Origin of the sequence: Nitrosarchaeum sp. AC2, assembly GCF_013407385.1 — an archaeon.
In the GTDB taxonomy this organism is placed as follows: domain Archaea; phylum Thermoproteota; class Nitrososphaeria; order Nitrososphaerales; family Nitrosopumilaceae; genus Nitrosarchaeum; species Nitrosarchaeum koreense.
On the sequence record NZ_CP030847.1, the window covers coordinates 1 to 20,715 of the forward strand.

Consider the following 20,715-nt stretch of genomic DNA (forward strand, 5'->3'; position numbering starts at 1 on the left):
TTTTCTTTAATTTTTTTTATTGAAAATCTAAAAACTAACTAAAAATAATTAATTACAAACTAAATTAGAATAACTATTCCTATCTTTACTCTCTAATACTAGATATCATTATGTTACTAAAGAGTAGAAACATAGGTGTGTGAGTATGTCCGATCCAATTGATAGATTACTTGATGCAGCTGAATCTGGAAAATCAATTATAAAAAATAGAGATATTCTTCATTTTACATATATCCCAAATACAATTCAACATAGAAATTCTGAACAAGAACAAGTTACTCAATCACTACTACCAATTCTTAAACATTCAAGACCATCTAATCTATTAGTTTATGGTAAACCAGGTACTGGAAAGACACTTGTAGTTAAAAAAGTATTAAATAAAATTCAGGAGAGAGTAGAAAAATCAAAATTTCCAATAAAACTCATCTATGCTAACTCTAAAGAAGAAACCACACTTTATGGTTTGTTAGTAAGTTTCGGAAGGCAGTTAGGCATGAGTGATAAAGAACTACCTGGAACTGGCCTAGCAATTAGTGAAGTTTTCAAAAGAATTCTAAATAATATTGATGAATCTAAAATAAATGCTATTTTTGTTATAGATGAAATTGACTATCTAGCCCAACTTGTCTCAAAAACAGGCAAAGATATCTTATATCAACTTACTAGAGCAAACGAACGTCTAAAACAAGGCTCTTTAACTTTGGTAGGAATTTCAAATGACCTTACATTTAAGGAAAAACTTGATCCTAGAGTAATTAGCAGTTTAGGTGAAGAAGAGGTAGTTTTTACAAACTACAATGTAGAACAAATTAAAAAAATATTAGAAGAACGTATTGATGAGGCGTTTATCCCTAATTCAGTAGAAGATCCAGCACTAAATCTTTGTGCAGCCTTGGCAGGTGGTGAACATGGAGATGCTAGAAGGGCAATTGATCTTATTCGTGTTGCAGGTGAAATCGCTGAAAGGCAACAATCAGAAAAAGTTTCCCAAGATCATGTTAGAGAGGCATCACTAAAAATTGAAGAAAATAAAGAGGAAACATCTCTAAAATCATACCCCCTCCATGAAAAACTTGTAATCCTGGCAATTATGAAGGCCGGAGGTTCATCAACTGGCGAGATTTATTCATCTTACAAAGGACTTTGTAAGATAGTAGGAAGAGACGAACTAACACAAAGGCGAATTACTCAAATGCTTAGTGAAATTGAATTATCTGGAATTATCTCAGGCAGACTAATTCATCAAGGAATACATGGAAGAACAAAAAAATACAAACTTACAATCTCGTCGGAAATGATTAAAAAAACCTTCAAAGACGATTTAACTTTGCAAGATATTGTTTAGAATATTTGAATTATAATTTTCATGATAGACTTTGAAAGTCTTCAAATTTACCATAAGTGCAATTCCTGGATTTGGGGTCATTCCAACACTTGCTTGAAATGGTGTTTGTTTTTGCCAAGAACCAGAATTTAATAAAAGAATTCCTTTGTACATATCTAATTCGGCTCTATGCACATGTCCTACATGGAAAATATCTGGAATATCGTCAATTACCATCAAGTCTTCCATTTCTGGAGCTATTGGGGTTTGACTACCATAAATTGGACTTAGATGTCTTGCTCTTAGAAGATGCTTCATTACTTTAGTAGGTTTGTCATAACTTAGACCAGGCGTAGTTTTTACAATATCATCTATACTTTGACCATGAAACATCATCACCTTTACTCCATTTAGAGAAACTACAGCAGGATTTCCAACCATGAAGACATTCTCTCTTTCCCATAATCCTGAATTGTATTTTTTAGGAATTGCTGGTTGTGGTAATGCCCTACGACCAGGATCATGATTTCCTGGCATAATGAATATTTTGATATAACTAGGAATTTTACTTATGAGTTCTTCAACTTTTTTTAACTGCTCTTCAATAGTCTGACAAACCAATTCTTTATCTTGATTTGGATAAATCCCAACACCATCTACTAAATCTCCACCAATTAACACAAAACGAATTTTTCTTGCTACTGAATCTGGACTGGATAACCAAGATACAAACTCTGTAAATTCTTCTTCCATGAAGTACTTACTACCAATATGTAGATCTGAAAGAAAAACAGCATATGTTTCAGTTTCAGATCTGTTTGAGGTTTGATCAGGAACATCAGGCGAAATCAAATCTTTTATGATAAAACCAGCATTTTTACCAAAACCTATTCGAGCCATGATAAATTGGTCATTAAGTAATGAGCCTGCTGTTTTTTGTAATTCATTATCAAAAACTATTCCCTCAAACAAGCCTGAAGGATCTTCTAAAACCAATTTTGTTATGTTTCTCTCTATACTTCTACTAGTGACAAGACCGCAAACATACATATCATCATCAGTTTTTGCAGTCTTTACTGAAGCAATTGATTTTAACATCCTTGATTCAGGCCTATCTGAGATTATTCGTTTTAACTTGTTAAAACGGCTAGAAAACAACGCATTATACCCTTTTACTCCCTCTCCGGTAGTAATTCTTAATGTTGGATCAAAGAGTATCTTATGATCATTTTGTAAAGTTTGATCGTCTTTAATTCCTAAATAAACTTCTAAATCATCTTGATTAATCTGATACGATTTTTGTTTTGTTTTTTCACGAACAATCTCTTTAATTATTTTCTCTAATTTTTTTACATCTACATTTTCAAGAAACTTAAATGCATTTGGATGAATTTGAAACCCTTTATTCAAAGCATAATTCAAAGCAACTGATAGCTCTTTTTTCAATATCAAAGAATGTTTTCTGGTTTAATTAAATCTGCGCCCATACCTAACCCTCAAATATCGTTTACAATAAAAAATTATATGTCTAAGATTAGAATAATCACATTTTTCATATTTATGGGATTATTTACAATTGCATATCAAATCGGTTCAATGTCTACAGTTAGTGAAGAAGAAGCTACTACGTTTATGACTGAATTTGAAAAATTAGTTAAAGATATCGATGCAATGGGGATCTTCCTTCATAACTCTACAATTTCATTACCAATGTTTATTCCTGGGTTTGGAGTAGTATGGGGATTATTTTCAGCTTGGTCAACTGGATTTGCTTTTTCAGCAATAGTTTCAATCTCTCCAGAATTAGCAAAAGTCCCACCACTGGCAATTCTCTTTTTATCCCCATTTGGCATAATGGAACTTACTGCCTATTCTTTAGCTACCTCTAGAAGTTTCATATTGATTAAAGAAGTATATAGAAAATCTAACCTAATTCCATTTCTAAAACCAACTATAATAGAAATAGGAATAGTGATAGGACTTCTATTAGCAGGTGGATATTTGGAGTATTATATGATTAAATTAGTTCAAGATGAATCCATCACGCTTCCTGGATTTTAATTTGAAAAAACCCATTGATTTATCTAATCAGCTTAAAATAATTTAGTAGCAAATTATAAACCAAATTAGAAGAGAAATATAGTATGAATACTACTATTCTTGGATTTTTAGTGTTATTGGTTTTTTCTGGATTTACTTTTAGTGATTCATTTGCAATTTCACCAAACAGTGCTTTTACTTTGGAAGGATCAGGATACGCTGTAACAGAAAATACGATTAAAACTTCTGAAATTGATTTAGCAATTTCAACCCAAAAACAAACTGGAAGTAGTATTGCATCGTCAGTTGAAGATGGATTCATTACTTTAGATGATGAAGATTTTCTAATTACTGAATTAAAAGCAACAATGCTACGTGAAGGTAAATACATTAGAATTAACGGAGTTATTGATAGTGATATTGGTAATCAAGCATCGATTAGTTTTTTTGGAAAATTAATTGAAGAAAGTAAAAATGCTTCAATCTATGGTTTTACTGGAAGAATAACAATTAATGATGATAATTATAAAATAATCTATACGGCAAAACTATCAGAACTCACAAAAATTAAACCTGCAACAGATCCTAAAACAACAGAATCGAAAATAGATAAACAAATTACAATTCATATAACTAAAGGTTCATCGACTCAAGGTATAGGTACATACATTGATCTTGCAGGAACTAAACAACAAGCATCACAAACTCAAAGCTCAATTGATTCATTAAGATTAAGATATTTTTCTCAAGATAGAATTTCAGTTGAACCAGGAACAACAATTACTATTGTAAATGACGATATAGTATCACATAGTATTCTAAGTGGAACAAAAAATAGTGATCGTTATGTTCAATTTACTGCTGACAACAGAATTTCAACAGGTGAAATATTACCAGGTGAATCAACTAACATTACACTAGATAAAGCTGGATTTTATAGATTATATGATCCAAAATATCAATGGATGGAACTTAATGCATATGTATTTCCAACCATAGAAGGTAATGTTGTTCTTGGGCAAGGAAAATAATAAATTAATTTTTCCATTGCCATTTGTAATTCATATAGGAATCCAAAACAAATTGATTGAAAACCATTACAGATAAATCTGAAAATTCTTTTCCTTCTAAATCCTTTACAGTTCCAACAAAACTAGTCTCATTTTCAGTAGTAAGCGCTTCAAAAACATGAACTTTCATATTTTCTGTATCAAACCCGTTATTTTTTAGATATTTTGCAATCTCTGATGGCATAAAGTGTTTGTCGGGTTGTTTAGGCCATGGTCTAGGAACTAAAACTACATTATATCCATCAATTAATGCTTTTTGCAATTCAAGTTTCTTTTCTTCAATTGAAGTTGTTACATGCATTGTAATTACTTTGGATTTATCTAATGGGACTTTAGCTTTTGATGCTGCAACCTGAATTGAACTAATACCCGGAATAATTTCTACATCACCAAAAATCTCAATTAGTCTATCTACAACCTCAGACTCTGAAAAATTAACATCACCTGTAAATGGAATAACTAACGAACGATTATCTAGCACTGAATAAATTTTTTGATATGATTCTTCTTGATTGTTCATAGTGATTTCATAAATCTCTTTACCAACAATCAAATCTTCAATTGTTTTTAATGTGTATTTGTATCCAATAACTATGTCACAATTCTGTATGATTTCTTTTACAACTTCCGTAACATATTTTGGCGAGCCTGGACCTACACCTACAGCATAAATTTTTCCCAATTTACTTTGTAAATTTCTGCCTGTCTTTAATATATTGCACAAAAGGTTCCCAATCTACTTTCATGTACTTTGTAGGCTCTTTAACTGGATATTTTACCCAATCCTGTGCAATTGAATATTGATATTTTTGCTGTTTTCCATCTTTTTTATATTCTAAAAGTAAGATACTTCCCCACTCCTTTTCTTCATGTGAGATATTCAAAATATCATCAAAAGACATTTGAATATTTTTTTTATTTTTTATGTCTTCCATTAAATTACTTTCATTATATCCATCATGACGAATCATTGTATTTTTCGATTTTAAAAAACTAATTACTTGTCTTTGTCTAATTGCTTGCCACCATCTCATCTTAGCCTCTGTTTTGTGAACAAACATCAGATGTTTATCAGTTAATACTAACATTCCTTCTTTTCCACCAATCGAAAAGAAATTCTTTGACTCTCTCCATACCGAAACTAAATGTGCTTGAATCTTTTCATCTGATTGCAATATGCTTAATTTATTAGACTTTGTTAAAAACTAATACAATTAGCTTTTATGTAAGATATTTTGAAATGGCTTGTTGAAAAAAATTCTTATTATAATTTCATTATCATTACTTTTAATTAATTTAGGAAATCAATCATTTGCACAATCAGATGATAAATTAGTAATTTTGCATACTAACCTTGGTAATATTGTAATCGAATTATTCCCAAACGATGCTCCTAATCACGTTCAGAATTTTATTAAATTAGCAGAAGATGGATTTTATGATGGTACTATTTTTCACAGAATAATTCCAGGATTTATGATTCAGGGTGGTGATCCAAACACAAAAGGTGGAGATCAAAATACTTGGGGAACTGGAGGACCAGGTTATTCTGTAAATGCTGAATTTAATACAATCAAACACAACCGTGGAATTGTTTCTATGGCTCGTTCCATTCACGTAGATAGCGCTGGTTCACAATTTTTCATAGTTCTTAGCGATAAACCTAATCAACCTAACATTGAAGATTGGAATAATCTGGATGAATTGTATACAGTTTTTGGAAGAATTGTTACTCAAGAAAGTTTTGACACAATTGATAAAATTGCATCTGTTGAAACAAAAACTAAAGATATTCCAGTTGATATTGAGCAAGTAAAAATCACAAAAGTAGAGATTGTTGATCGTTCAAAAGTATTAAATTTACTTGAACTTAATGATCCTGAAAGAATAATTCACATAATTGAAACTCCAGATTATATCGATTATGAAAATAAAAAACTTGGTGTTGCTTTTTCTATTCCTATAAGTTGGTTTGTTCAAGATCAACAAAATCCAAATGAACCTTTACTTACAATAACAGGTCAAAAACTTGGATTAATTCCACCTATCATAAATATTATTATGGAAGAAAAAGGACAAAAGTCTTTTGAACAAAAAATTAATGAGTATGATAATTTTTTACAAGACGGTGTTAATTCCAATCAAATTGAAATCTTATCAAAAGAAATGATAGATTTTAATGGTCTACAAGCTTATGCTGTAGATAGACTTCAAGATATACGTACACAAAATCTAATTTTTACAGGAGAAATTAAACAAATAATTTTTCCAACCGATGAAAAATATATTACATTGACTTATTACAATGACCAGAAATATTTCAATCAACAATATCACATATTTGAAAAATTTTCAAATACATTCAAAATAATTTCTGAACAAGCTAACATTACTTCTCAAAATGAAAAAGAAGGTGGTGCATGTCTAATTGCTACTGCAGCATATGGCTCAGAATTAGCTCCTCAAATTCAACAACTAAGAGAAATAAGAGATAATACTATTCTTCCAACTCAATCTGGAACTACATTTATGATTGGATTTAACCAATTTTACTATTCTTTCAGTCCTATTGTAGCAGACTGGGAAAGAGAATCTCCCGTATTCAAAGAGATAGTTAAATTGATTATTACTCCAATGTTATCAACTCTTTCAATTATGACATTAGCTGATTCTGAAGCTGAAGTTCTGGGACTGGGAATATCGGTCATCGCATTAAATTTTGGAATGTACTTTGTAGCTCCAATTATTATAATTCATAAAATTAGAAAGAAATTTTAATTTCATAAATCCTTAAGAATTTGCACACTTTACAGCATCTATGAAAACTCAATTCACAGTTGTTATTATTTTGATTTTTACAATTGGAATAATTCTAGGATTTTTTGTCAATGTATCTGCAGAAGAATCATTTATCCCATCTTGGATAAAAAACACTGCCAAGTTTTGGGCAAATGATCAAGTAACTGATACTGAATTTATCAATGCCTTACAATTTATGATCCAAAATAATATCATTCAAGTGTATTCTCCAAATAAAACAATGGAGGATAATGGTGATTTTTACGTCACATATTATTCTAATCCTAATTCCATTTATGATTATTCTGCAAGAGAATTTATAATAAATTCTCAATACTTTGAAGTAAATGTAGACTATCTAAACGAAATTTTTGTTTTACCTCAAGATATTGAAATTCAATTAATGGAATGTGGTGAAGCAAATGCATTTTATGATTGGGAGTCAAAAAAGATCATAATCTGCTACGAATTTGTAGATTCTATTTATGCTGATTTTTTACAATATTATGAAATTGAGATGAAAGATGGTAATATAACAGAGTCAGATATTTCTACCATGACTATTAATGTAATCGATTTTTTCTTTTATCATGAACTTGGTCATGCTTTGATTGACATGTATGGTTTACCTATTACAGGTCTTGAGGAAAATGCTGCAGATCAATTTGCTACTATATTCATGCTACTCAGTGAGGACATAGATGAGTATGAAGGAATGATTGGTCATGATATTTTGTACAATGTTGGTACTTGGTTTCTAATTCAAACTGAACTATACGAATAATCCTATTATTGGGATGTTCATAATTTAGATATTCAAAGATTTTACAATATTTCTTGTTATGCGTATGGTCAAAATCCAGAATATAATCAAGATTTGATTACAGATGGATGGTTGCCTGTAGAGAGATCTGAAAATTGTCCTTATGAATACTCATTAATGGAAAACAGCTGGAATACTATACTTTCAAGATATTACAAAAACTAAGAAAAATTAGATTTTAACATATATTCCATTATCCTTAAATTCATATTTGATTTGGAAACTATCTCCATTACCAATTTGATAGATCAGTTAGATGATCTAATCAATATATTCATCTATTAGAGATGAACAGTCTCTTTTTACCAAACATCATCTACTTCATCAAGAACCTTGTATTCTTTTTCTGTTTCACGTTTCAAAAGTTTTAGTCTTGAAATATCTCTATCATAAAACAAGTCTATTATCCAATCTAAAAAAATTCTGACTTTTTTATCAGGTGATGGAATTTTTGATAGATAGACATTTCTCCAAATAAGCCAAGCTAAAAATCCCGAAATATTCATGCCTAGAAATGTTGCAATTCCAGTTCTTTTTCCAATTATTGCCATTTGTCCCTTTGAATGATAAACAAATTTTTCCTTCTCTGAATTTTTAATTAAGGCATTTAGATTATGTGCAGCAATCTTAGCTTGTGCTTCGGCAATTTGTGCAGTAGGAGCAAATGGTCTATTTGTTTGTGGATCCATAAATAATGCACAATCTCCAATTGCAAAAACTCCTGGAAATTCTGGAACTTCAAGAAAATCATTTACAATAATTTTTCCCTTATCTGTTTTGAACATTGATCTTTTTATTGTATTTACAGGTGTTACACCTGCAGTCCAAATCAATGTTTTAGTTCTAATTCCATTAATCTTTGATTCGTCTACTGAGTCTTTTGGGTTTTCATCTAATGATTTTACAGAGACCTCAGTTCCATCAAAACTTGTTACTGCCATACGAAGTTTAATCTCAATTCCTCTTTGAATCATTTTTTCTTTTGCAAAATCTGCTAATTTTTCATTAAAGCCGGGAAGAATCATTGGAAGAGCTTCTAAAACTATAACACGAATATCGTCTTTGTGAATTGTAGGGTAATGTTTTCGTGCATCTAATAATAAATCTAATAATTCTCCAGCAGTTTCAATTCCAGCAAATCCTCCCCCACAATTACAAATGTTAAAAGACTATCACGAAGAATAGTATCAGTTTCATTATCAGCTTGTTCAAGCATATCTACGACTCTGTTTCTTAAAACAACTGCATCATTGAGTGTCTTCATTGTATAGGCATTTTTTTCAACATCTGCCATTCCAAAAAAATTGGTTTCACTACCTAATGCAACTACTAGATAATCATAATAAATTGAAACACCACGTTTTTCACCCGTGCCCCACAATGTTACCAGTTTTCCAAATGGATCTACATTTTTATTCTACCTTCATAAAATTTAGTCTTTTTACAAATTGCTCTGATAGGCATTACGATATGTCTTGTTTCAATAATGCCTGATGCTACCTGAGGCAACATTGGAGTAAATAATAAGAAATTATCCTCACTCACCATTACTAATTCAACTTCGGAATTATTTTTAAAAAATGACTCTAACTGTCTAGCACACTCTACTCCAGCAAATCCCCCTCCTAAAATTACTACTTTCTTCTTATTTTTAGCCAATTACCCTATACCAGAAAATTACTGAATATATCCTATGAGATCAAATATTCTGGTAATTTATTACTATTTTTTGAATTTATGAAATTTTGACTATGTCTGAGTGAAGTATTTCATATGCCCTTGAGGCATCTTTTTCATTTAGAATTATAATTATACTCTCTTGACTGAAAAATGCATTTACAAGTTCTATTCCATTATCATGTAAGATCTCTGCAACATAAGATACCACATCTGATTGATTTTGATTACTTGGAATTGAAATTCTAATCTTTGCAAGACCGGTACTAAACATACTTTCATTATTTGGTACGTTTTCAAAAATTTGCCTTATACTTTCTATATCCTCTGTAAGGAATCTAAATGAATCAGACATCCTAAAAAATTCATAATTATTAGTAATTTTTGAGAATTTATCTAAAATTGACATTGTATCCATTTCGGCAAAATCTTTCATAGAAAATTTGATATCCATGATTCCATCTGTTAACGAAAGCCTTGCATTCTTCAAAACACTCTCATCCCTGATATTCTCTTTAATTTCAAACGAATCTGCATATCGTTTTATAGCAACTACAATAGTATTGAGATTTACAGTACTGCCCAAAATTCTTTCAATCTCGGGTTGAATCTTCACAGCTAATGCTGTATAATTAATCAAATCCATTTTCATGCAATCATAAATTGAACGATTTCTAGTAATAATCTCCCTAACTAATTCAGGTATAGACATACTTGAATTTCTCATCAGGCATAATTATACTATGTCAGATATAATAATATTATGTAATATATTACAAAATAATACATAATATTTATATAATGTAATGTATATTACATACAGTAGATAAATATGACAATGTTTGATGATGAATTTGATAGAATCTTCAAGAGAATGTCAGGCTCATTTTTTGATATAGATGACATATTTGAAGAATTCAAGAAAAGTGATTCCAATACTGGCCCAATTTATTATGGTTATACAATGACCGTTGGTCCTAATGGAAAACCGGTTCTAAAAGAATATGGAAACGTAAAACCAGGATTACTTCCTACATCTGATAATAGAGAACCAATTGTAGATGTAATTGTCGATGAAAAAGAAAAACAAGTGAAACTTGTAGCAGAAATGCCGGGAGTTGAAAAGACAGATGTTAAAATTTTGGTCCAAGACAAATTAGTAGATATTTCTGCAGAACATGGTGAAAAGAAATACCATACAAAAGTTCCAATCAACCATAAAGTTGATGAAAACTCTGCCAAAGCTTCATACAAAAATGGAATTCTTGAACTTGTCTTCAAATTGATTGAAGATACAAAACCAAAAGGCAAAAAAGTGGAGGTTGAATAAACCTCCCTAAATTTTGGAGAAAAATATGGATGAAATTATTTTAAAAATTGTTGAAATTCCACAACAACATATTGGTAGAGGAAGAGCTATAGTTGATCCTAAAATTATTGAAGAAACTAAATGGAAACCAGGACAAATCTTAGAATTAACATATAATAAAAAAACACATGTAAAACTTTGGCCTGGTTCAACTGAAGAATATGGTACTAGTGTTATCAAAATTGATGGAATGACTAGACAAAATATTGGAGCTGGAATTGGTGATAAAATTTCTATAAAATCAGTAGAAGCTGCAGACGCAGAACAAATTACTTTATCTCCAACTGAAAAATTAGCTATTGATGAAGAACAATTACATGATGTTATGATTACAAATTTTCAAAATCATGTATTTACAGTTCATGATTCAATTCAACTTCCAACTCAAATGGGAGGAAAAATTCAATTTATTATAACTAGTACAAAACCATCAAAACCAGTAATTGTAACAGAAAGTACAATATTCAAACTCGGTTCTATGACAAAAGCAGTTGACACTAATGTACCAAGAATAACTTATGATGAATTAGGTGGTTTAAAAAACGAAGTTAGAAAAATTCGTGAAATGGTAGAACTGCCAATGAGGCATCCTGAATTATTTGAAAAAATAGGCGTAGAAGCACCAAAAGGTGTATTGCTATACGGTCCACCTGGAACAGGAAAGACTTTACTTGCAAAAGCCGTAGCTGGAGAAACAAACGCTCATTTCATTTCACTTAGTGGTCCAGAGATTATGGGAAAATATTATGGAGAAAGTGAAGAAAAAATTAGAGAAATTTTCTCACAGGCTGAGGAAAATGCACCTAGTATAATCTTCATAGATGAGATTGATTCTATTGCTCCAAAAAGAGATGAAGTGTCTGGTGAAGTAGAGAAAAGAATAGTTTCACAACTATTGACATTAATGGATGGAATGAAATCTAGAGGAAAAGTAGTAGTTATTGCAGCTACTAACAGACCAGATTCTATAGATCCAGCACTTAGAAGGCCAGGCAGATTTGATAGAGAGATAGAAATTGGAATTCCAGATACTGAAGGTAGGTTTGACATTCTTTCAATTCATACACGTGGAATGCCAATTGATGAAAAAGTAGATCTTAAACAAATTTCAAAAATTACACATGGATTTGTAGGAGCTGATTTAGAAGTATTATCCAAAGAAGCTGCAATGAGATCTCTTCGAAGAATTCTTCCTGATATTGATCTTGATGAAGAAAAAATTTCATCTGAAATTCTTCAAAAAATAAAAATCACAAGCGAAGATTTCAGAGATGCATTAAAAGAAGTTAGGCCAAGTGCACTTAGAGAAGTACAAGTCCAAATTCCAGATGTTAGTTGGGATGATGTTGGTGGTTTAGATAAACTAAAAGAAGAACTTTTAGAGGCAGTTGAATGGCCTATGAAATACAAAGAAGCGTTTGATTATGTTAATGTAGAAAGTCCAAAGGGAATTCTACTTCATGGTCCACCTGGAACAGGAAAGACTTTGATTGCAAAAGCACTTGCTAAAATGACTGAATCAAACTTTATCAGCATTAAAGGTCCTGAACTCCTTTCAAAATGGGTTGGCGAATCTGAAAAAGGAGTTAGAGAAATTTTCAGGAAAGCACGACAAGCAGCGCCATGTATTATCTTCTTAGATGAAGTTGATGCACTTGTACCACGAAGAGGAAGTGGAGATTCGAGCTCACATGTTACAGAAAATGTAGTCTCACAAATTTTAACTGAAATTGATGGACTTGAAGAATTACACAATGTATTGATCATTGGTGCAACAAACCGATTAGATATAATAGACGAAGCATTACTAAGGCCTGGAAGATTTGATAGAATCATAGAAGTTCCAACCCCTGACTCAAAAGGAAGACAACATATCTTTGAGATTCACACCAAAAAGAAACCCCTCGCTAGTGATGTAAGTATTGCAAAACTAGTGGAATTAACAGATGGTTTTAGTGGTGCAGAAATTGCAGCTGTAGCAAATAGAGCAGCAATTACTGCTTTAAAGAGATATGTGAATGGAAAATCAAAGAATGTAAAAGAAATCAAGATATCACAAGAAGATCTACTCGATTCAATCAATAAGGTAAAGCCTGGAAGAGATGTTCCTATTTCACAATCCATAAAATAGTCTAAATACTAAGGGAGATCATACAAATCAATGAAGCTATATCTTGACTTTAATCCATGCCAAGAATGTAATACAATGATGGCTGAATTAAGTAGTCCTGAAATGCTATTTGCGGATGCAAAGAAAAGAGCTGACGAGTCTGCAAAATTTTTACGACACCTCACGTATAATCATAATGAGGTCGTACAAGCAGTTATGGAAGATCTACCTAAACAAAAAAGAGATCAAGAGTTTGATTTCTTTAAATAAATAAATTTTTTAATTAATAGTCTATTTTTATTCCATTATTTTTAATGTTTTTTTAATTAAGACAACTCTATTTCTTATGGTAACATCACTTACTCCAGATGCCTCTGCAAATTTCTTCTGACTAATTTTCTCATTATTAATTATACATGAAATATACAGAGAAGCGGCTGCTTGTGCTACAGGATGTTTACCTGCAGTAATTTCTTTTATTTCACAACGTTTTAAGATATCAAACGCATCCCGTTTTGTTTTTTCTTTCAAATTCATATTATTTGAAATTTTAGAAATAAACGATGATGTATCATATTGATTTAGATTTAATCCTAGTTTTTTGATAATCGTTCTCAAATCTCTTGATAAGATTCTTCTCTCTGTATTTCCAGCAATTGCAATATCATCTAATGTTCTAGGAATGTTATTTTCTCTACATGCTGCATACAAAGACGCAGAAACTAATGAAGCCATAGTTCTACCCCTAGTTAGTTTGGCATTTGAAATTTTTCTATAAATATAAGCTGCATTTTCAACTACACTATCTGGTATTCCTAATTTTGTCTTCATTCCATTTAATATAGTAAAAGCTTTGCTTAGTGAGACAGTTGATCTAGATTTGCTTCTTTGATCCCATGTACGAAGTCTCTTAAAGTCATATTTTGTTTTATTTGATAAGGTATTACCTGAAGAGTCTTTGTTTGCTCCAATTACACTTGATAATCCTCTGTCATACATAGTTAATGATGTTGCAGGACCAGTTCTTGATAATTTTAAAAAATCTTCTTGGCCATACCCGTTTCCTTCATTTGAAGTATCAGATATGTTTTGCACTAGAACAATACCGCATCCCCCACAAAACATTTCACCTCTTTCTGAATCAGTAATTATGGGATAGGTTTTGCAAGTGTCTAGTTTACACTTGACATCATAATTATTTGAATAATCTTCTAACACTGTTATGTATAATAGGCATTCATAAAATAAAAATAAATTGAAACAGGTAATTTTAATACAAAAAGACAATTTTAACTTCAAAAAATTCCTCTAATTTTGTTTAGAATAAATTCTATTTGCTATAGAAAATACTTTTTAATAAATGTTAAAAATAAATTTTTTAAAAATTAGAGACTATTCTTTTCGTATAGATTCTAAAGAGTGACCACGATTAACAATCATTTGAGTTATTGCTTCAGTAGTATACTCGATACCATGTTCCTCTTCAAAATGTTGTCGTAGTTTTTCAAGGAGTGTGATGTTTTTCTCTCCATCCAAAACGAATTCACACTCAAATCCATAATCTTGACATCTTAGTTTCAGCGTCATTCATTGTGCAAAAATTATCAAAGCTATAAAAATCCTCAGTTTAGCATTCAGAATAACAAATTACTGTCTTAATTGGATGAAAAATCAACTTTCACACTAATTATATCTAATAATCTAAAAATTAGAGGTACATGAAAGGTTTAGAATTTGTATTTTTAGCAGTCGGATCCGTGCTTGGAGCTTTTCTAAGATATAAAATAACAGAATCACCACTGCTGTTTAATACATTACCTCTTAATGTTTTGATTGTTAATATTATTGGAGCATTTGTCTTAGGCATGTTTATCGTTATATCAGAACAGTGGAATCTTGATGGGAGATATTCACTCCTAGCTGCAGTAGGTTTCTGTGGTTCACTTACTACAATGTCATCTTTTGCGTTAGATTCTAGTAATCTGTTTGATAATCATCATTATGGTACTTTAGCTATTAATCTTGTTGCAAATGTTGGTTTATCTATTGGTGCATTAGTTGGTGGAAGATCATTAATGTCTATTATAGTAAATGGTTAATCAATTGTATGGGCTATATTGTTTGTAAACTTTGATCACTGATTCATGATACATTTTTCTAATATCTTCATCTGTTGATATTGCAAGACGATTTACTAGATCTGTAGCAGTGATAATTCCTATAACTTTATCATCTTCTATAATTGGTAGTTTACGAATACCTCTAGTATACATTAGATCAGCTACCATCCACACTGATTCATCAGGACCTATTGCAATTAGAGGAGTTGACATAATCTGTTTTACTGGAGTTGTAATTTGATAAGCATGAGCTACAATCTTTACTGCAAAATCTCTATCTGTAATTATTCCTACAGGTGTATTATTTTCCATAACTATGATAGCTCCCACTTTCACATCTTCCATTAATTTTGCTGCTTCGTTTACAGTAATTGTAGAATCTACTGCAATCACCGATTTTGTCATAATGTCTCTAACCGTAATTTTATCTGCATCAGTCATTTTCAAATTATTATTGAATTTTCTGTATATAGTGGCTATGTACAATTTCATAGTTGAAAATCAAACTCGATAATGTTGTGATACTCTTAATTTCAGTTCTTTTATAAGTTAATTATGAAAGATATTAAAAAAATACTTGTTCCTATTGATGGTTCTAAAAATTCTATGAGGGGATTGGATGAGGCAATTTATCTTGCAAGACAATGTCATGCAACAATTACAGGATTGTATGTAATTCCAATAGCAAAACCCTTAACAGATTCACAAATTTCTTACCTGGAAAAATATTTACTAAATAACGCTTCAAAATTTATGTCAAAAGCGAAAATACGTTGTGGACAAAATGGCATTCTTTTTGATGATGATATTGCTTATGGTGACGAAGGGCCAAAAATCATAAACTACGCAGAGAACAAAGCATATGATATTATTGTTATCGGATCTAGAGGAATGAGTTCTATTAAAGAGGCTTTTTTAGGAAGTACATCCAATTATGTTTTACACAAATCAAAAATTCCAGTGTTAATTGTAAAATAATCAATTATTCAGTTACTTTCTTGCATGAAAATAAGGATCTTATTTATAAAAAGAAAATCATAGAAAATAACATGGCACATACATTTGTAAAAGATGTAATGATTAATGATTTAGCCACACTAGACGTGTCTACTTCAATTAAAGATGCTGCAAAATTAATGGATGAAAAGAACATTGGTTGCATAATTGTAACTAAAAATCAGTTACCTGTAGGAATTTTAACCGAAAGAGATTTCGTTAAACGCATAACTGCTAAAGAAAAACCACTATCTACAGTATTAGAAGAAGTAATGTCTTCACCGTTGATTGAAATAGACTCAAATGAAACAGTATGGGAAGCTGCCCAAATTATGAAAATAAATAATATTCACAAATTACCTGTCAAAAAAGATAACCACATTATTGGAATTGTTACAACTACAGATTTAGTAAAAATTTGTAGTGTTGGTTCTGATTCAGAAATGAGGAGAATATGTGATCAAATTATTACTAGAATGGAAAAAGAGAATTTTTGAGTTTAAACATGGTTTTTTCATATCATGTCATTAAATTTGAATCAATTTCGTTTTTACAAGGTACAAATTGGTCTCAATCAGTAGGAGATAAAGGAGTTTTATACAAATCACTTAAAGATCCTTATTCTAAATTGATAATTGAAACATCGGACAATTCAGAAAAATTATTTCATATTCCTAAAGATAGAACAGTAATTGTTGTAAACAAAGTTGTTCATTTTCTGGGAGAATTAGTCTAAAATTATCTAACTAATAATACTGGGCATTTAGCTAGTTCTGAAACTTTTCTACTAGTACTTCCTAATGTTTTTAATTTACCAATTCCATGTAAACCATGACTACCAATTACTATTAATGAAATATTCTTTCTTTTTGCAAATTTCAAAATTTCATTTGTGACATTACCACGTGTAATATGATATGATGCAGAAATCCCTTTCTCATCGCATCTTTTAATTGCTATTTTTAGCATTTTTTCTGAATCTGCCATAACCGACTCTGTCCATTTTTTTATAGCCTCTTTTTCAGATTTTAGTTTAGTTAATCCTAACATTCCAGGTGGTGAAATATAATCTAGATAAATGACAGAAAATAGAAAAATCTCTGAATCAAGATTATGTGCAAGCTCTATAGCTCTAGTTAATGCTTTTATTGAATATTTAGAACCATCATATGGAACAAGGATTTTGGTTAGCATTTTTGAAAACATTATGATCACTACTTTATGACTAATACCGGGATTTTTGATTTGTGTACCACAGCATTTGCAACACTACCTAAGAAAATTTCTTTTAATCCACTTTGACCTCTAGATCCGATAACAATAATATCAAATCCTTTTGCCATTTCATTAATTTCTATACTTGGACTTCCAAAAATTATTTTAGATTTAAACACAATTCCTTTTTGTGCACATCTAGTCTTTGAAGATTCCATGAATTTTTTTGCTGATTTTGTAAGGTGCATCTGATATGGCATTATCGCATCACCAAAATTTCTTGGATATATTGGAATTACATACAATCCTGTAATTGTTGCATGACATTGTCTTGCAAGATAAATTGCCTCATCCAATCCCCTCATAGAATTTTTAGAACCATCAATAGGAACAAGTATTTTTTTAATATTTTTTCTAATCATTTACTTTTAACCTATATTTTTATGATTTAACACCAAATCAAGATTATCAATCATAATAATCAAACTAGGCTTGTGCAATAGCACTTACAATATCTGCTTTCGTGATAATTCCTACTAATTTTGATTTTTTTACAACTGGTAACCCACTAATTCCATTTCTAATCATTAGTAATACAGCTACTCCAACATCCTCACCAGCTTCAATTGTAATTGGATTTGACGACATTATATCAACAGCTTTGAAATGAAGAAGATGATTCATTTGATTTACTTGAAACTCATTAGGACTATTCATTTTATAATTTTCAACTTCTTTTGGATCAGCTGATTGAGATAACCAATATGGTAATTTTGCTGGAACAAAATCTCTGTATGTGATAATTCCAACAGGAATTCTATTTCGTTGAATAACAATTCTTGAAATTCTATTATGAATTAACAGACTTTCTACATACAATAATGAATCTCCAGGCATAGCAGTGATTACATTTCTAGTCATGATCCTTGAAACTTTTAGAGGCGAAATTGCATGTGTCAAAAAAATAGATGCAAGATCAGTTTTTGTAATTAAACCCTCTAGAATACCATTACTACCTAATACAATTATAGATCCTATTCGATTTTTTTTCATTAATTTAGCGCAATCATAAATCGAATCTGTTTTCTTTACTGTAATTAATTTTTTAGACATAAAACCAGAGACTTTGACAGATTTAATTGGTTTGTCACCAAGAGCATAGATAGTTTTTGCAATATCTTTTTCTGTAATTATTCCGATAGGGCATTTTTTTGAATCTATTACCACAAGTCGTTTTAAGTTATGTCTAAGTAAAATTTCTCTTGCATCTAATATACTTGCATTTGGACTAATTGTAATGGTTCTTTTAATTATTTTATTTAGATCTGTATTTTTTAGTCTCATAATTTTGTATTAATATTATTAGTTAAATACACCAACTAAAAAATCATTTATGAATATCAACTATGAAAATATAACAATACCTTTAATTTACTATTAAATTATTTTTACATAAGATTAACAAAATGATTAGTGATACAATTCATGAACATATGAAAAACATTCAATTGATTAAAGTGAAATCCCTGATTTCAAAAGCAACAACTATAGACCCTACTGATACCATTTCAAGTGTAATTAATAAAATTACCAAGAATAATTGCTATGATGTTTTTTATCTTAAAGACAAAAATGTATTTTCTACAAATATTAGATCTCTTCTAAACGCTAAAAATATTAATAAAATGAAAATTGAATCATTTCTTTATCCTATACCTCACGTTACACAAAATGAATCTGTCCAGAAAGTAGCAAACATTATGGCACATTATAGAATAAGAGAAGTACCTGTAGTAGATAAAAACCAAATAATCGGTGTTGTGACATCTAAACAAATTATTACATTACTATCATCAAACGATAATAAATGGATTAAAGCTAACTTGATTTATACTAAAAATCCAATAACAATCTCTTCTAGTGAATCTATTAGCAATGCAAGACGATTGATGACTAATAAAAGAATAGATCATTTACCAGTTTTGAATCAGGGAAAGATTAAACAAGTTCTTACATCATACCATATACTTCAATCAATTATTCCATCAGAAAAACAAGGACGAAAATCGATGATTCCAAAAACTTTTCATGCATTAGAATCTAATATTGGTAATTTAGGAAGTACTAGAATCCCACAATGTTCTGCTAACGATGATTTAAATAAAATTATCAATTTAATGCTAAAAACAGATACTACATGCTGTCTAGTTAATCTCTGGGATACTCTTCAAGGTATTATCACTTATAGAGACATACTTGTTTTACTAGCATCTAAACTTGAAACTCAAATTCCGTTATACATTGTTGGCATGCCTGATGATCAAGAAAATATAGAATTAATTAATTCAAAATTTGCAAAAATTCTAAAAAGATTACAAAACGTATATTCTGAAATACATGAAGCTAGAGTTTCAATAAAACAACAAAGAACTGGAAATAAAAAAGAAGGAAAATTTGAAGTAACGGTTATGATTATAATTTCACATCATACCCCACTAATCTTCAGTTCGATTGGGTTTGATTTAAGTGAGGTTTTAGAAGATTTGAGCCAAAAATTATTACGAACATTATCTAAACGAGCAAAAAATAGATCTAAAGATAGTATTCGAAAAATTGGATTACCTATATTCTAAGTATAGGATATTTCTTAATTACTCTCTTAAATTTTAGATAATTACATAATTTTTTATCTTTACTAAATTAAGATTCTAAAATAATTATTTGAAGAATTTATCTATTTGTTCCCTATACTTGAAAGTTAATCTTCCAAAATCTGCAAAATCTTCTGCTGATGGGTACTTCATCCTCATTGCATATTGATTTACAAAAACAGATAATGCACTACCTATAATTAGATTGTAAACACCATCTGCCAAATTTTGTGAATATGGAAATGCTATTTTAATAAAAGGAAGATAAGTTTCAGTCTGAGATATCATTAATTTGACATTTTTTTCTACATATTCTTGAACATCTTCTGGAATTGCCATACTGTTTACTTGTAGTGATTTCTTATAATGTTTTATTAATTCAATCTGTAAATTAAGCCCTTTTTCTATTCCAATAAACAAATTTTATTCAAATTATTCAATTATTCTTGATATTTTTTAGTCACTCCATAGATAATAATTTTGAAAATCATGAATAATAATTAAATAGATACATAAAT

General features: G+C 30.1%; 23 protein-coding genes and 2 pseudogenes. 13 read left to right on the plus strand and 12 right to left on the minus strand.

Annotated elements, in window-relative coordinates; translation table 11 throughout:
• The first annotated feature begins 145 nt into the window (after positions 1 to 145).
• Positions 146 to 1,348: a Cdc6/Cdc18 family protein gene (locus DSQ20_RS00005; protein WP_179365557.1), complete on the plus strand. Its 1,203-nt coding sequence runs from the start codon at positions 146 to 148 to the stop codon at positions 1,346 to 1,348.
• Here the strand turns inward: DSQ20_RS00005 and DSQ20_RS00010 are convergent.
• Positions 1,325 to 2,773: a DNA-directed DNA polymerase II small subunit gene (locus DSQ20_RS00010; RefSeq protein ID WP_179365558.1), complete on the minus strand. Its 1,449-nt coding sequence runs from the start codon at positions 2,771 to 2,773 to the stop codon at positions 1,325 to 1,327. The genes DSQ20_RS00005 and DSQ20_RS00010 overlap by 24 nt on opposite strands.
• Before the next feature lie 114 nt (positions 2,774 to 2,887).
• On the opposite strand from DSQ20_RS00010, the gene DSQ20_RS00015 reads away from it, so the two are divergent.
• Both DSQ20_RS00015 and DSQ20_RS00020 read left to right on the plus strand, forming a co-directional pair.
• Positions 2,888 to 3,388 (plus strand): stage II sporulation protein M, encoded by a 501-nt coding sequence (locus DSQ20_RS00015; RefSeq protein ID WP_179366272.1) that lies wholly within the window; start codon positions 2,888 to 2,890, stop codon positions 3,386 to 3,388.
• 83 nt (positions 3,389 to 3,471) lie between these two features.
• Entirely contained in the window at positions 3,472 to 4,398 is a 927-nt protein-coding gene (locus DSQ20_RS00020) for a hypothetical protein (RefSeq protein ID WP_179365559.1), read from the plus strand.
• Positions 4,399 to 4,402: 4 nt separating this feature from the next.
• Here the strand turns inward: DSQ20_RS00020 and cbiE are convergent, their stop codons facing one another.
• Both cbiE and DSQ20_RS00030 read right to left on the minus strand, forming a co-directional pair.
• Positions 4,403 to 5,119, minus strand: a complete 717-nt coding sequence (gene cbiE, locus DSQ20_RS00025; protein WP_179365560.1) for a precorrin-6y C5,15-methyltransferase (decarboxylating) subunit CbiE — start codon at positions 5,117 to 5,119, stop codon at positions 4,403 to 4,405.
• Position 5,120: 1 nt separating this feature from the next.
• Entirely contained in the window at positions 5,121 to 5,612 is a 492-nt protein-coding gene (locus DSQ20_RS00030) for a hypothetical protein (RefSeq protein ID WP_007551690.1), read from the minus strand.
• 73 nt (positions 5,613 to 5,685) lie between these two features.
• Here DSQ20_RS00030 and DSQ20_RS00035 point away from each other — a divergent pair, with 73 nt between their 5' ends.
• Both DSQ20_RS00035 and DSQ20_RS10450 read left to right on the plus strand, forming a co-directional pair.
• On the plus strand, positions 5,686 to 7,215 hold the full coding sequence (locus tag DSQ20_RS00035; protein WP_179365561.1) for a peptidylprolyl isomerase: 1,530 nt from the start codon (positions 5,686 to 5,688) through the stop codon (positions 7,213 to 7,215).
• A 262-nt stretch (positions 7,216 to 7,477) separates the two neighbouring features.
• Positions 7,478 to 8,224, plus strand: a pseudogene (locus DSQ20_RS10450) (DUF4344 domain-containing metallopeptidase).
• Positions 8,225 to 8,361: 137 nt separating this feature from the next.
• Here the strand turns inward: DSQ20_RS10450 and DSQ20_RS10970 are convergent.
• Together DSQ20_RS10970 and DSQ20_RS00055 are read right to left on the minus strand one after the other, a co-directional pair.
• Positions 8,362 to 9,718 (minus strand): annotated as a pseudogene (locus DSQ20_RS10970) (NAD(P)/FAD-dependent oxidoreductase).
• 76 nt (positions 9,719 to 9,794) lie between these two features.
• Positions 9,795 to 10,448, minus strand: coding sequence for an ACT domain-containing protein (locus DSQ20_RS00055; protein WP_007551693.1), 654 nt, complete (start codon positions 10,446 to 10,448; stop codon positions 9,795 to 9,797).
• A 120-nt stretch (positions 10,449 to 10,568) separates the two neighbouring features.
• On the opposite strand from DSQ20_RS00055, the gene hsp20 reads away from it, so the two are divergent.
• From hsp20 to DSQ20_RS00070, 3 genes are read left to right on the plus strand one after another with little or no spacing between them, the layout of a single operon-like run.
• Positions 10,569 to 11,066 (plus strand): archaeal heat shock protein Hsp20, encoded by a 498-nt coding sequence (gene hsp20, locus DSQ20_RS00060; protein WP_179365563.1) that lies wholly within the window; start codon positions 10,569 to 10,571, stop codon positions 11,064 to 11,066.
• 25 nt (positions 11,067 to 11,091) lie between these two features.
• On the plus strand, positions 11,092 to 13,236 hold the full coding sequence (locus tag DSQ20_RS00065; RefSeq protein WP_179365564.1) for a CDC48 family AAA ATPase: 2,145 nt from the start codon (positions 11,092 to 11,094) through the stop codon (positions 13,234 to 13,236).
• Positions 13,237 to 13,266: 30 nt separating this feature from the next.
• Positions 13,267 to 13,485: a hypothetical protein gene (locus DSQ20_RS00070; protein ID WP_048110178.1), complete on the plus strand. Its 219-nt coding sequence runs from the start codon at positions 13,267 to 13,269 to the stop codon at positions 13,483 to 13,485.
• Positions 13,486 to 13,512: 27 nt separating this feature from the next.
• Here DSQ20_RS00070 and DSQ20_RS00075 read toward each other — a convergent pair whose 3' ends face one another.
• Together DSQ20_RS00075 and DSQ20_RS00080 are read right to left on the minus strand one after the other, a co-directional pair.
• The gene (locus DSQ20_RS00075) at positions 13,513 to 14,433 is read right to left on the minus strand and encodes a transcription initiation factor IIB family protein (protein WP_179365565.1); all 921 of its coding nucleotides are present in this window, start codon (positions 14,431 to 14,433) and stop codon (positions 13,513 to 13,515) included.
• Between the two features lie 174 nt (positions 14,434 to 14,607).
• The gene (locus DSQ20_RS00080) at positions 14,608 to 14,802 is read right to left on the minus strand and encodes a DUF1059 domain-containing protein (RefSeq protein ID WP_048110180.1); all 195 of its coding nucleotides are present in this window, start codon (positions 14,800 to 14,802) and stop codon (positions 14,608 to 14,610) included.
• Positions 14,803 to 14,933: 131 nt separating this feature from the next.
• On the opposite strand from DSQ20_RS00080, the gene DSQ20_RS00085 reads away from it, so the two are divergent.
• Positions 14,934 to 15,314: a CrcB family protein gene (locus tag DSQ20_RS00085; protein WP_179365566.1), complete on the plus strand. Its 381-nt coding sequence runs from the start codon at positions 14,934 to 14,936 to the stop codon at positions 15,312 to 15,314.
• On the opposite strand, the gene DSQ20_RS00090 is transcribed toward DSQ20_RS00085, so the two are convergent.
• Positions 15,315 to 15,776, minus strand: coding sequence for a CBS domain-containing protein (locus DSQ20_RS00090; protein WP_048110587.1), 462 nt, complete (start codon positions 15,774 to 15,776; stop codon positions 15,315 to 15,317).
• A gap of 114 nt (positions 15,777 to 15,890) precedes the next feature.
• On the opposite strand from DSQ20_RS00090, the gene DSQ20_RS00095 reads away from it, so the two are divergent.
• From DSQ20_RS00095 to DSQ20_RS00105, 3 genes are all read left to right on the plus strand, one after another.
• Positions 15,891 to 16,313 carry a universal stress protein gene (locus DSQ20_RS00095; protein WP_179365567.1) on the plus strand — a complete coding sequence of 141 codons (423 nt, stop codon included), beginning with the start codon at positions 15,891 to 15,893 and terminating at the stop codon, positions 16,311 to 16,313.
• A 71-nt stretch (positions 16,314 to 16,384) separates the two neighbouring features.
• On the plus strand, positions 16,385 to 16,828 hold the full coding sequence (locus tag DSQ20_RS00100; RefSeq protein ID WP_048110591.1) for a cyclic nucleotide-binding/CBS domain-containing protein: 444 nt from the start codon (positions 16,385 to 16,387) through the stop codon (positions 16,826 to 16,828).
• A gap of 8 nt (positions 16,829 to 16,836) precedes the next feature.
• Positions 16,837 to 17,067 (plus strand): hypothetical protein, encoded by a 231-nt coding sequence (locus tag DSQ20_RS00105; protein WP_179365568.1) that lies wholly within the window; start codon positions 16,837 to 16,839, stop codon positions 17,065 to 17,067.
• Between the two features lie 2 nt (positions 17,068 to 17,069).
• On the opposite strand, the gene DSQ20_RS00110 is transcribed toward DSQ20_RS00105, so the two are convergent.
• The 3 genes from DSQ20_RS00110 to DSQ20_RS00120 all read right to left on the minus strand — a co-directional run bounded on the left by DSQ20_RS00110 (position 17,070) and on the right by DSQ20_RS00120 (position 18,890).
• The gene (locus DSQ20_RS00110) at positions 17,070 to 17,525 is read right to left on the minus strand and encodes a universal stress protein (protein WP_255458268.1); all 456 of its coding nucleotides are present in this window, start codon (positions 17,523 to 17,525) and stop codon (positions 17,070 to 17,072) included.
• Positions 17,526 to 17,545: 20 nt separating this feature from the next.
• The gene (locus DSQ20_RS00115) at positions 17,546 to 17,968 is read right to left on the minus strand and encodes a universal stress protein (protein ID WP_179365570.1); all 423 of its coding nucleotides are present in this window, start codon (positions 17,966 to 17,968) and stop codon (positions 17,546 to 17,548) included.
• A gap of 64 nt (positions 17,969 to 18,032) precedes the next feature.
• Complete coding sequence (locus DSQ20_RS00120; protein WP_179365571.1) at positions 18,033 to 18,890, minus strand: CBS domain-containing protein; 858 nt, start codon at positions 18,888 to 18,890, stop codon at positions 18,033 to 18,035.
• A 122-nt stretch (positions 18,891 to 19,012) separates the two neighbouring features.
• Between DSQ20_RS00120 and DSQ20_RS00125 the strand changes: the two genes are divergently transcribed.
• Positions 19,013 to 20,179 (plus strand): CBS domain-containing protein, encoded by a 1,167-nt coding sequence (locus DSQ20_RS00125; protein ID WP_179365572.1) that lies wholly within the window; start codon positions 19,013 to 19,015, stop codon positions 20,177 to 20,179.
• Between the two features lie 84 nt (positions 20,180 to 20,263).
• Here DSQ20_RS00125 and DSQ20_RS00130 read toward each other — a convergent pair whose 3' ends face one another.
• Positions 20,264 to 20,536, minus strand: coding sequence for a hypothetical protein (locus DSQ20_RS00130; RefSeq protein WP_048110593.1), 273 nt, complete (start codon positions 20,534 to 20,536; stop codon positions 20,264 to 20,266).
• Positions 20,537 to 20,715: the final 179 nt, after the last annotated feature.